Here is a 12,057-nt window from a genome sequence, read left to right as displayed (position 1 = left end):
GTGCGACCTGCCTCGCACCGGGCCGGACGTCTGCGCGAGCGCCCTAGGCGGCCATCGAGGCGGCGAACTGCGAGAAGAACTCGTCGATCTCGGCCTCGTCGTAGACCTGGCGCCCGAGCACGAGGGCCAGCTCGTCGCAGCAGTGCTCGGTGCAGTAGGAGCGCACCTCGGCGGCCTCGAAGAGGTCCCACGAGGGGGCGAGGTTGGACAGCAGCCCGGCCCGGACGAACCCGGCCGCCGGCGCGAGGCTGTCGAAGAAGGCCCACCGGTCGCCGATGTCGACGGCCGCCCCGCGGAACACGCTCGTCTCGCCCTCCTCGCGGGCCGGCGGGAGCGGCGTGTGGTCGACGACGGCGCAGTACTCGCCGTGCTCGGTGGTGGTGGTCCGGACTCCGGGGTGGCTGCCGTAGTGCCGGCAGAGGGATGTCTCGTGGTCGCTGCCGACGGTCAGCTTGCCGTCCATCAGGCGTGCGGTGAATGCCTGCGCGAGCATTGCGGTCCTTACTTTTCGAGATCCAGGTCGTGGTCACGACACAGTGCGGAGCGGACCAACTGGTCGAACCCGGCTTCGGCGGCAGCGTAGCGACAAGTAGGGCAATTCGCCTGGGCAAGCGTCCAACTCAGGGCGACGTCGCGGGACCGAGGGCCGGCGCGACCGCGGGGCGCACGGTCTCCCGTACGCCCCGCGGTCACCGCAGTGCCGTCGTCAGCTGTTCCAGTTCGAGACCTGGTACAGCTTGTCGTCGACCCGGAACGCGACCTCCGCCCCGTTGTACTTGCCGCTCATGAAGCACGAGAGCGTCCGGTTCCCGCTGGACCCGTTCATCGGGTACTTGGTGCTGCCCGCCCAGGTGTTCGAGTGCGGCTCGTGGATGTCGTGCCAGTAGGTCGGGCTGTCCTGGTCGTACTTCTGCGTGTTGCCCGCCCAGCAGGCGGCCTCGTGGTTGCCCGAGTCGAAGCCGGACCAGTTCAGCACCCAGTTGCGGCAGTTCGCGCAGTCGCCGCTGTTGCCGCCGACGGTCACCCAGGCCTTCGGCGTCAGGCCCGCCGCCGAGTCGCAGGCGTCGGCCTTGTTGCCCGCCGAGTCGGTCACGGTGACGCAGGCCTTCTTGGTGTCCCCGGGGCCGGCCGTGGCCGACTGGGTGCCGCTCTTCTGGGTGCTGCTGATCGCGCCCGTGACGCTGACGGTGGTCGGGCGCCCGTTCTCGGCCCGCGCGTCCCAGGTGAACGTCACCTTGCCGCCCTCACCGGTGGCGGTGATCTTCGGCGTGGGCGGCGGACCGTACGGCGTCACCGGGTTCGAGGCGGCCGACCAGTCCGAGCAGGCGTTGGCGTTGGCGTTGCACGCCCGCACCCGGAACGTGTACTCCGTGCCGTTGTTCAGGCCCTTGTACGTGTACGTGTTGTTGTTGCCCGCGCTCGGGTTGCCCTGGCCGTTGGCCGAGACCTCGTACCGCGCCCCGGCGCCGCGGAACGACTGCACCCGGCTCCAGCTCACGTCGGCCTGGCCGCTCGTGGTGGACCCGAGCTTGGCGGTCGGCTTGCCCGGGATGTCGGGGATGCCGTAGGGCACCGCCTCGTTCGAGAACGGGCTCATCTCGCCCTCGCCGGCCTTGTTGGTCGCCCGGACCTTGAAGGTGTAGGTCGAGTCGGTCGACAGCTCCTGGACCGTCTGCGTCGTCCGGGTGGTGTTGAGGGACTTGACCAGCTCCCCGCCGGTGTAGACGCCCAGCCAGTACTTGCTGATCGCGTCGCCGTTGTTGGCCGGGGCCGTCCACTTGACCGTGATCTGGCCGCCCACGGCGGTGTTCACCCGGGTGGCGGTCGGCGCCGCCGGTGCGGCCGGGGGCGCGGCCGGGGTCTCCGGCGCCGACGCCTCGGACCACTCCGACGGGTCCGGGGCCTTGTTCTTGGCCTGAGCCCGCACGGTGTAGGCCGTGCCGTTCTCCAGCCCGCTCCACGTGACGCTGCTGCCGGCCTGGCAGGTCTTCTGGGTCACGTTGTCCGCCGGGGCGGGGCTGATCTCCAGGTTGACGCACTCGATCGGGGACCGGTCCGTGTACGCCTTGTTCTTCCAGGACACGGTCAGCTTCTGGTCGCCGAACTTGAGCGTCGGCGGCGCGGGCTGGTCCGGCTTCGCGTCCGGCCGGACCTCACGGGAGGCCGGCGATGGCGCCGACGGGCCCACCGCGTTGATCGCGATGACCGTGAACGTGTACTTCACGTTGTTCTTGAGCCCGTCGAACGTGCAGGTGGTCGTCTTGCACGCGTGCTCCTGACCGTTCTGCGTCCGCAGCTTGTAGCCGGTGATGTCCGAGCCGTTGTTGTTGGGCTGGTCCCAGCTCAGCACCACCGTCTCGGAACGCACCTCCTCCACCCGCGGCGCCCGGGGTGCCGCGGGCTTGCCGAGGACCGTCAGCTTGGCGATGCCGTCGACCTCGCGGTCGGGGTCGCCGGTCGCGTCCTGCACGCGGTAGCGCACCGTCATGACGCCGGTGAAGTCGTCCGCGGGCGTGACGATCACCTCGGAGTCGTTGAACTTCACGTCGCCCTGGCCCGTCTCCAGCTCCGCGCCGACCACCTTGAGCGGCTTGTCGGGGAACGGGTTGGTGTCGTTGGCCAGGACCGGGATCGTGCTGACCTTGCCCTGGTGGGCGTCCGGCACGGTGTCCTGCGCCGTCTTGGCGAGCTGCCTGGTCGACGGCACCACCCGGACCGTCAGCACGGTCTCGACGGCCGGGTTCTTGCCGTCGGAGACCGTCATCGGCAGCTCACGGTAGGTGCCCTTGGGCAGCGAGGCGTCGACCTCGCCGGTCACGACCGCGCCCGACACCTTGGTGGTGACACCGGCGACGCCCTTGACGTCGAAGGTCAGCGGGTCCTTGTCGGGGTCCGTGACGTACCGCGACAGGTCGACGTCGGCCTTCTCCGCCGGCGCGACCTTCAGCACGGGCCGCCCGGTGATCTTGGGCGGCATGTTCTCGGACGGCGTCACGTCGATCAGCAGGGTCAGCACCGCCGACAGGCCCTCGGTGTCGTCCGGCCCCTTGCCGTCGGTCACCTCGAAGCTGACCGACGCCGAGCCGGCGTAGTCCCGCGCCGAGGTGTACACGATCGTGTGGTGGTCCTCCACGTCGGCCCTGCCCTCCAGGGCCTTGACCGTCTTCTCCTCGGTGATCCGCGGCTTGCGACCGTCGCGCACCACCACGTAGTCCTCGAGGTCGATGGTCAGCGGCTCGCCGGAGAACGCCTTGAGCGGCTCCTGGCCCGGCTTCAGGTGCGGCCGGGCCAGGTCGCCCGGGACGCGCACGAAGGCCTTGGCCTCCAGGCCGTCCATGTCCTTGACCGTGTACGTGATGACCTGCGGGTCCTGCGTCAGCTCGATCTTGATGCCGTTCTCCTCGGTGAGGGTCACGCCCTCCAGGCCCGGGTCCACGGACACCTCGAGATCGGCGGCCACGCCGTCCGGGTCGACGTCGTTGGCGAGCACGTCGACCGTGACGCTGGTCGAGCCCTGCACGTCGTCCGCCGTCACGACGTCGTCGTGGGCGATCGGCCGCAGCAGCGGCGCGTTCTGGTCGACGTTCAGCGTGATCGCACCGCTGGCCTCGGCCTTGTAGATGTCCTGGACGGCGTAGTAGAAGGAGTAGGCGCCCTCGTCGTCCGGGGCCGTGACCACGACCTCGTCCTCCACCGCCTTGGGCTTGAGGTCGCCCGTGCCCTCGAAGCCCTTGGCCACCAGTGAGATCTGGTCGCCGTCCGGGTCCGAGTCGTTCTCCAGGGCCGGGACGGCGACCGTGCGGCCGGGCCGCACGGTCGTCACGTCGTCGATCGCCTGCGGTTCCTGGTTCGACGCCGGGGGCACCGCGATGCCCACCCGCACGACGCCCTCGGCGGGCGCCCCGCGGGTGTCCGTGACCTGGTAGGTGAACGTGTCCAGACCCGTCGCCTCCTTGCCCGCCTGGTAGTCGATGAACCCGTCCACGATCGTGGCGGTGCCCTTCGCGGGCGGGGCCGAGATGCTGCTCAGCGTCACGTAGTCGCCGTCGGGGTCGGTGCCGTCGAGCGGCAGGGGGATGCGCACGACCCCCTTGGCGAGCACGCGGGCCTCGATGTCGGGCAGCTGCGGGGCCGAGTTCTCCGGCGCGTCGAGCACGTTGATCGTGATCTGGGCGGAGTCCTTCTGCCCGTTGGCGTCCCGCACCTCGTAGACGGCGTGGTACTGGCCTGCCTCCTGGCCGGCGCGGAACCGCACCGTGTCCTCGGAGACGAAGGCCTCGCCGGCCTCGGCGGGCGGCGACTCCTGCAGCTCGTCCGTCAGGGTCAGCTCCAGGCCGTCCGGGTGCGTGTCGTTCTTCAGCACCGGGATGGTCACGACGTCGCCGACGTGTACGGTCGCCTCGTCCGGGCCCGCCTCCGGCGGACGCAGCTGGGCGGGCGTCGGGATCGGGACCACGCGCACCTGGCCCGTGGCCGTGCTGGTGCCGTTGGCCACCGTGTAGGTCAGGGTCACGGGCCCCTCGAGCCGCTTGACCTCGGAGACCTTCAGGATCTGGTGGTTCAGCACCGAGACGCTCACGGGGGCGTCACCGGGCACGTCGACGCCCTGCACCACGAGCACGCCGCCCGCGGGGTCGGTGTCGTTGGCCAGCACGTCCACCAGCGCGGTACCGCCGGCCGGGAGCAGCAGCTGGTCCGAGACGGCGATCGGCGCGCCGGCCTCCTCCGGCGGCGGGACGACGTCCACGCGCACCAGGCCCGTGGTCGGCTCGGGGCCGTCGGTGATCTCGTAGGTCACGTCGTACGCGCCGGGGGTCTCCGACTGGAACTTGAACGTCTCGGCCGTCGCGTTGGTCGTGATCGTCGCGCCCTGCTTGTCGTTGACCCGGGTCAGCCGGATGTCGTCGCCGTTGGGGTCGAAGTCGTTGACCAGCGGGTCCACCGTGACCGGCTCGCCGGCCAGGACCGTCACGTGGTCCTGCACGGCGACCGGCGGCACGTTGGACGCGACCACCTTGATGATCAGGCTGCCCTGGTACGCCTGGCCCATCGCGTCGGACACCTGCACCTCGACGACCTTGCTGCCCGTAACGGTGCCGCCGTCGCGGAACTCGATGGTGCCGTCCGGCCGGAACCGCACCTCGTCCAGCGGGTCGGCCGTGCTCGCGCTGGACAGGAACATGTCGTCGCCGTCGGGGTCCGTGAAGTACGGCAGGACCTTGATGGTGCCCATGCTGCCCTGACCCACGACGAGCACCGGCTTGCCGGGCTGCACGGGCGGGTTGTTCTCCTCCAGCGGCACCACGTTGACGTCCACGGAGCCCTCGTCGACGCCGCCGCGGCCGTCGTCCACCTGGTAGGTGAACGTGGTGGTGCCGCTCGCGTCGTCGGGCACGTCGGCCTGCAGGGCCGCGCCGTCGAGCACGCGGTTGACCTTGATGTCGCCCTCGACCTCGCCCACCACGGACGCCGTCATGACGTCGCCGTCCAGGTCGGAGTCGTTGCCCAGCACGTTCAGCACGGTGGTGCGGCCGGGCCGCACGCCGAACGTGTCGTTCTCGGCGACCGGCGGGCGGTTGCGCTTGTTCCGGTCGGCCACGGCCTGGTCGACCTGCTCCGGGGTGGCCTGCTCGGACTTGGTCTTCTCACCCTTGGAGTTGTCCGGCATGGTCTGTTCCCAGTCGTCGACCTTCTCGAACTCCTCGGCGGCCATCCACAGGAAGCCGTTCCCGACGTCGTTCAGGACGATGATGTTGCGGTTGACGCGGTAGACCAGGCTCGCGGCGGGGTCGACGCCCTCGAGCACCTCGTTCACGTTGTCCTCGGCGTCGCCGCACTCGCGGATGACCTGGCCGCCGGCCCAGGCGCCGTAGAGGCACCCGCCGAGCTGCACCGGAGCGGAGGGCTGGCCGCCGCTCCCGCCCGCGAAGTTGTGCTTGACCGGGTCGCCCCCGCCGAGCGGCACGGTGACGAGGTTCCCGGGGGTCGCCACCGCCACCTCGTCCGCCTTGCCGGAGGGCTGCTGCAGCATGCCCTGCGAGCCGCTCTCGATCTGCACGGAGTCGCCACCGGGCAGCACCAGGTTGCCGGTCGACAGGTCCAGCACCACCGGCTTGTCGCCCACGGCCGAGACCTGCAGCTTCGCGTCGGGGCCCAGGGAGATCGACGACTCGTCGGCGTCCTCGGCGACGCCCTGCGTGCTGGTCGGGACGGTGTACAGCTTGCCGTCGGCGGGCACGGCCAGGAACACGGTGCCCTCGCGGCCCACCGCGAGCGTGCCGCCCTTGCCCACCTTGAGCGTCGGCTTGGTCTCCTTCTCGTCGAAGGCGGCCGAGTCGAACGGCATGACCCACACCCGGCCGGTCTCGCCGTCGTACACGGCGGTGGTGGCGGCGCCCGAGGCGACCTGCGAGCCCGCGGGGAACTTCATCGTTCCGTCCAGGACGAGCTGCGCCGGGTTGACGGGGCTCGCGGAGAAGTCGCTCACGCTGTCCAGGAGCACGCGCTGCGCGTCCTGCTGCACGTCGAAGCTCGCCGAGCCCGCCACCAGGACGCCGTCCAGCGCCTTCGCCTCGTAGTTGAACCGCCCGAGCTGGCCCTCGGCGGTCTGGGTCACCCAGACCCCGCTGTCGTTCAGGTCGACGTCCGCGGTGGTCTCGCCGTCGTACCAGAGCGCGAGGCCCAGCAGACCCGCGCCGAAGAGCGTCACCACACCCGCCGAAACTACCGACCTGCGATTCTCAAATACGCGTGAGGCAAAGCTCATGCGTCCTCCCGATCATCACTCCACAAAGAAAAGCCCGCCCGGACATCCAACACAGGCGCGACGTCCGTAACCCTATCGATCGAGGAGGTGAATTGTCGCCGAAATGGGTGCTTTTCGCAGCGCGTGCGCCGAGGTCAGCGGGCTTTCAGGGGTGCGGGATCAGTAGGACGCCGCGCGCCGGTCGACCCACTCCTTCGCCTCGAGGAGCCCCTGGCCGGTCTCCTCGCGGTACAGCTTGATGGCCTCGATGCGCCGGTCGGACCAGATGCACCGGTCGATCTCGGCCAGCGCCTCGGGCGAGATCCCCTCGGCGACGGGCCCCTCGATGCCGAGGTGCTTGATCACCAGGTCGAGCTTTCGCTCGACGCGTTCCACCGTCCTGCCGTTCGCGTGCAGGTTGCCCTTCACGGTCATGTACAGCAGGAGCAGGATCACCAGGATGGCCGCGGGAATGATCTCCAGGGGAAACATTCCTGCACCCTAGTGGTCAGGCCGCGCGAGCAGGCTGAACGTGTTCGGCACACGCCCGTCCCACGCCGCGGCGGTCACGCCGCCCGGGTACCAGAAGGGTTCGGGGTGCTCGTCGAGGTGCTCGATCTCGAGGCCCGCCCGCCGGCAGGCCATGACGATGCCCGACAGGGTGTGCTGCCGCTCCACGGCGCCGCCCGCGGGGTAGGTGTCGTTGACGTGCGCGGGGGAGAAGTAACCGCGGTCGGCGCGGACCCGGATCTCGTCCGGGTCCCAGTCCCACAGCGGCACCAGCGGGTGCGCCTCGTAGACGTAGAGCCGGCCGTCCGGGCGCAGCAGGCGGCGGCACTCCGCGAGGAACTCGTCCAGGTCGGTCACCCAGATGAGCGCGCCCTTCCCGGTGTAGACCAGGTCGGCGCACGCGTCGTCCAGGCCGCTCGCGGGCAGGGCCGCCCGGGTGTAGCGGCAGGGCAGGCCGAGCTCGTCCGCCCGGCGCCGCGCGCTCGACACCGCCGCCTCGCTGTAGTCGATCCCGTGCACCGACCGCGCCCCCAGGCGCGCCAGGGCGATGTCGTCGAGCCCGTGGCCGCTCATCGGGTGCACGACGTCGGCTCCCGGCACGAGCCCGCCGATGACGCCGACCTCGGCCGGCAGCAGCTCCACGGTGCGTGCCAGCTCGAGGTGCTCGGCGTACTCGTCCTCGTACTTGCGCGAGGCGATCGCCCAGGCGGCCCGCGTGCTGTCCTCGGTGGCGTCCATCGAGGCAGCCTGGCAGCGGTGCCCCGGCCCGGAACAGTTCTTTTCCGTCAGCTCCCGTCCAGCGGCATGACGCCCGCCGCCGTCGGGCGGAAGCCGCACCGCGCGTAGAACGAGGTCAGGTGCGGCTCGAAGTCGACGTGCAGCCAGACGGCGCCGGACGCCCGCGCCGCCTCGGCGGCCGCGCGGACCAGCCGCACCCCGAGCCCCCGGCGCTGCTCGTCGGGGTGCACGGTCGTGTCGAGCACGAAGGCGTGCGCGCCGCCGTCGCCCGCGACGTTGACGAACCCGACCAGGCGGCCGGCCCGGCGGGCGGCGACCCAGGCCAGGCTCCGCGCCAGGACCGGCTCGAAGGACGTCGGGCGGTGGCCGGGCCAGGCGGCGTCGAACAGCTCGTTGAGCTCGTCGTCCGTGAGGTCGGGGCGCAGGGCGAGCGCGGCGTCGTCGGGCACGTCGTCGGGCTCGGCCCCGGGCGGCGGGTTGGTGCGAGTCATGCCGGGCAGCCTGCCACCGGATGGGTGATCAGTGTTGCGCGCCATACCCCTGCGGAGTATATGGTGAGCGACATACGGTTACCCCCTAGGGGTAACAGCGTACCAACCACCGAGAGGCGAGACGATGGCGACGAGCGAGTACCAGGTGACGGGGATGACCTGCGGACACTGTGAGATGTCGGTGCGTGGCGAGGTAAGCCGCCTGCCCGGCGTGGAGCAGGTCGAGGTGAGTGCGGCGACCGGCCGGCTCGTGGTCAGCAGCGCCGAGGCGCTGGACGAGGCGACGGTCCTGGCCGCGGTGGACGAGGCCGGGTACCAGGCGGCGCGCGTCTCATGAACGCGCCCCAGCGGCTCGGCCTGTACGGCGGAGGTCTCGCGGCGGTCTTCGTCGCGGCCTTCGCCGTGGCGGGCGCGGTCGTGCCCGAGAGCACCGTCGCCGCCTGGTCGGCGACCGCCGGGGTCGAGGGGTCGGACGACATGGAGATGGCGGGCGACGAGACGTCCGGCGACGCCGCGGACGGCGGCCACGGGCAGGACGCCGGCGCCCACGAGGCGGGCGGCGCACCGACGCAGGTGCGCGGGCTGTCGCTCGAGCAGGACGGCCTGCTCCTGAGCCCCGTGACAGTCCCGGACGAGACCGGCGAGCAGGGCACGCTCTCCTTCTCGGTCCTGGACGCCGACGGCGCGGCGGTGACCGGCTTCGAGACCGAGCACGACAAGGAGCTGCACCTGATCGTCGTGCGGTCCGACGGCGAGGAGTTCCGGCACGTGCACCCGACCATGTCGGCCGACGGCGTCTGGTCGATCCCGTGGACGTGGGCCGAGGCGGGCAGCTACCGCGTGCTCGCCGACTTCGTCCCCGAGGCCACCGGCGAGAACGTCACGCTCGGCCGCGCGGTCGACGTCGCGGGCCGCGTCACGCCCCGGCCGCCGACGGCGGTGTCGGCGTCCGACACGACGGGCGGCTACACCGCCACGCTCGCGGGGGAGCTGAGCGCGACCGCGGAGTCGACGCTCACGGCGACCGTCACGAAGGACGGCGAGCCCGTCACGGACCTGGAGCCGTACCTCGGCGCGTACGGGCACCTGGTCGCGCTGCGCGCGGGCGACCTGGCCTACCTGCACGTGCACCCCGAGGGCGACGAGCCCGAGCCGGGCTCGGTGTCCGGGCCGGACGTCGCGTTCCTGACCCAGGCGCCGACGCCGGGCCGCTACCTGCTGTACCTGGACTTCAAGGTCGACGGGGACGTGCACACCGCGCGCTTCGTCCTGGACACCCACGGGAGCCACTGATGGGCACCACGTCCCGCACGGAGGCGGCAGGCACCACCGTCGACCTCGAGATCGGCGGCATGACCTGCGCGTCGTGCGCCATGCGGATCGAGAAGAAGCTGAACCGGCTGGACGGCGTGACGGCCAGCGTCAACTACGCCACCGAGAAGGCGACGGTCACCACGCCCGCCGGGTACGACCTGGCCGCGGTGGTCGCGGAGGTGGAGAAGACCGGCTACACCGCCGCCCTGCCCGCCCCGAAGGAGACGACGGCGGACGGCGACGCCGCCGACCCCCGCGACGCGGAGCTGACCGCGCTGCGCGACCGGCTGATCACGTCGGTCGTGCTCGCCGTCCCGGTGATCGCGCTCGCGATGGTCCCGGCCTGGCAGTTCACCTACTGGCAGTGGGCGTCGCTCGCCCTGGCGGCCCCCGTGGCGCTGTGGGCGGCGTGGCCGTTCCACCGGGCCGCGTGGACCAACCTGCGGCACGGCGCGGCCACCATGGACACCCTGGTCTCCCTCGGCGTCCTGGCCGGCTTCGGCTGGTCGGTGTACGCGCTGTTCCTCGGCACGGCGGGCGTTCCGGGCATGACGCACGGCTTCGAGCTGACCGTCGCGCCGTCCGACGGCGCCGCGAACATCTACCTGGAGGTCGCCACCGGCGTCACGATGTTCGTGCTGGCCGGGCGGTACTTCGAGAAGCGGTCCAAGCGCCGCGCGGGCGCCGCGCTGCGCGCGCTGCTGGAGCTGGGTGCCAAGGACGTCGCGGTGCTGCGCGACGGCGCCGAGACCCGCGTGCCGGTGGAGAGCCTGGCCGTGGGCGACGAGTTCGTGGTGCGGCCGGGGGAGAAGGTCGCGACCGACGGCGTGGTCGTGTCCGGCTCCTCCGCGATCGACGCGTCGCTGCTCACCGGGGAGTCCGTGCCGGTCGAGGTCGGCGTGGGCGACTCCGTGACGGGCGCCACGGTGAACTCGGGCGGCCGGCTCGTGGTCCGGGCCACCCAGGTGGGCGCGGGCACGCAGCTCGCGCGGATCGCCCGGCTGGTCGAGGACGCGCAGTCCGGCAAGGCCGAGATCCAGCGCCTGGCCGACCGCGTCTCCGGGATCTTCGTGCCGGTGGTGATCGCGATCGCCGTGGCCACCCTCGGCGCCTGGCTGGGCGCCGGGTTCCCCGCCACCGCGGGTCTGACGGCGGCCGTCGCCGTGCTGATCATCGCGTGCCCCTGCGCGCTGGGGCTGGCCACGCCCACCGCGCTGCTGGTCGGCACCGGGCGCGGCGCCCAGCTCGGCATCCTGATCAAGGGGCCCGAGGTGCTGGAGTCCACGCGCAAGGTCGACACCGTGGTGCTCGACAAGACCGGCACGGTCACCACCGGGCGGATGGCGCTGCTGGAGGCCGTCCCGGCCGACGGCACCACGCGCACCGAGCTGCTCCGGCTCGCGGGCGCCCTGGAGGACGCGTCCGAGCACCCCGTCGCCCAGGCCGTGGCGACGGGCGCCACCCAGGTGGTCGGCGGCCTCCCGCCGGTGGAGTCGTTCGAGAGCGTCCAGGGGCTGGGCGTGCAGGGCGTCGTCGACGGGCACGCCGTCGTGGTGGGCCGCGAGAGCCTGCTGGCGGACTGGTCCCAGTACCTGCCCACGGATCTCGCCGAGGCGAAGGCCCGCGCGGAGAGTGCGGGCCGGACCGTGGTGGCGGTCGGCTGGGACGGGCAGGCCCGCGGCATCCTCGTGGTGGCCGACCAGGTCAAGCCGACCAGCGCGGACGCCGTCGCCCGGCTCGTGGGCCTCGGGCTCACGCCCGTGCTGCTCACCGGCGACAACCGGGCCGTGGCCGAGCAGGTGGGCGCCCAGGTGGGCATCGGCCGGGTGATCGCCGAGGTGCTGCCGCAGGACAAGGCCGACGTCGTGGCCAAGCTGCAGGCCGAGGGCAGGGTCGTCGCGATGGTGGGCGACGGCGTCAACGACGCCCCGGCGCTCGCGCAGGCCGACCTGGGCCTGGCGATGGGCACCGGCACCGACGTGGCGATCGAGGCGGCGGACATCACGCTGGTCCGGGGCGACCTGACCTCGGCGGCCGACGCGATCCGGCTGTCCCGGCGGACGCTGGGCACCATCCGGACCAATCTCTTCTGGGCGTTCGGCTACAACGTCGCCGCGATCCCGCTGGCGGCGCTCGGCCTGCTCAACCCCATGCTGGCCGGCGCCGCGATGGCGTTCTCCAGCGTGTTCGTGGTGGGCAACAGCCTGCGGCTGCGCTCGTTCTCGCCCCGCTGACGGCGGCCGCGGCGCACCCGGGTGG

8 protein-coding genes are annotated in these 12,057 nt (G+C 72.0%); 3 read left to right on the top strand and 5 right to left on the bottom strand.

The genetic code is table 11. The annotated features are described in order from the left end of the window. Positions 1-43 precede the first annotated feature (43 nt). The 5 genes from ACFU5G_RS25550 to ACFU5G_RS25530 form a co-directional block, all read right to left on the bottom strand. On the bottom strand, positions 44-493 hold the full coding sequence (locus ACFU5G_RS25550) for a hypothetical protein (protein ID WP_377251154.1): 450 nt from the start codon (positions 491-493) through the stop codon (positions 44-46). A 213-nt stretch (positions 494-706) separates the two neighbouring features. Further along, a complete protein-coding gene (locus ACFU5G_RS25545) occupies positions 707-6,712 on the bottom strand; it encodes an Ig-like domain-containing protein (protein WP_377251152.1) in 6,006 nt (2,001 codons plus the stop codon). Positions 6,713-6,925: 213 nt separating this feature from the next. Further along, positions 6,926-7,237: a hypothetical protein gene (locus tag ACFU5G_RS25540; RefSeq protein ID WP_377251150.1), complete on the bottom strand. Its 312-nt coding sequence runs from the start codon at positions 7,235-7,237 to the stop codon at positions 6,926-6,928. Positions 7,238-7,246: 9 nt separating this feature from the next. Beyond that, a complete protein-coding gene (locus tag ACFU5G_RS25535; protein ID WP_377251148.1) occupies positions 7,247-7,993 on the bottom strand; it encodes a class I SAM-dependent methyltransferase in 747 nt (248 codons plus the stop codon). A 47-nt stretch (positions 7,994-8,040) separates the two neighbouring features. Further along, entirely contained in the window at positions 8,041-8,484 is a 444-nt protein-coding gene (locus ACFU5G_RS25530; protein WP_377251146.1) for a GNAT family N-acetyltransferase, read from the bottom strand. A gap of 124 nt (positions 8,485-8,608) precedes the next feature. Between ACFU5G_RS25530 and ACFU5G_RS25525 the strand changes: the two genes are divergently transcribed. The 3 genes from ACFU5G_RS25525 to ACFU5G_RS25515 are packed head-to-tail and all read left to right on the top strand — an operon-like array spanning position 8,609 to position 12,032. Continuing rightward, positions 8,609-8,821, top strand: a complete 213-nt coding sequence (locus ACFU5G_RS25525) for a heavy-metal-associated domain-containing protein (protein WP_020018251.1) — start codon at positions 8,609-8,611, stop codon at positions 8,819-8,821. Next, positions 8,818-9,777 (top strand): heavy-metal-associated domain-containing protein, encoded by a 960-nt coding sequence (locus ACFU5G_RS25520; protein ID WP_377251144.1) that lies wholly within the window; start codon positions 8,818-8,820, stop codon positions 9,775-9,777. The genes ACFU5G_RS25525 and ACFU5G_RS25520 overlap by 4 nt, the downstream gene beginning before the upstream one ends. Beyond that, positions 9,777-12,032 (top strand): heavy metal translocating P-type ATPase, encoded by a 2,256-nt coding sequence (locus ACFU5G_RS25515; RefSeq protein ID WP_377251142.1) that lies wholly within the window; start codon positions 9,777-9,779, stop codon positions 12,030-12,032. The genes ACFU5G_RS25520 and ACFU5G_RS25515 overlap by 1 nt, the downstream gene beginning before the upstream one ends. The last annotated feature ends 25 nt before the right edge of the window (positions 12,033-12,057 follow it).

The sequence above is a fragment of the Promicromonospora sp. NPDC057488 genome, from assembly GCF_042802395.1.
Classification (GTDB): domain Bacteria; phylum Actinomycetota; class Actinomycetes; order Actinomycetales; family Cellulomonadaceae; genus Promicromonospora.
The sequence above is the reverse complement of the archived record's forward strand: the minus strand, read 5'-3'. Positions and strand labels throughout refer to the sequence as shown.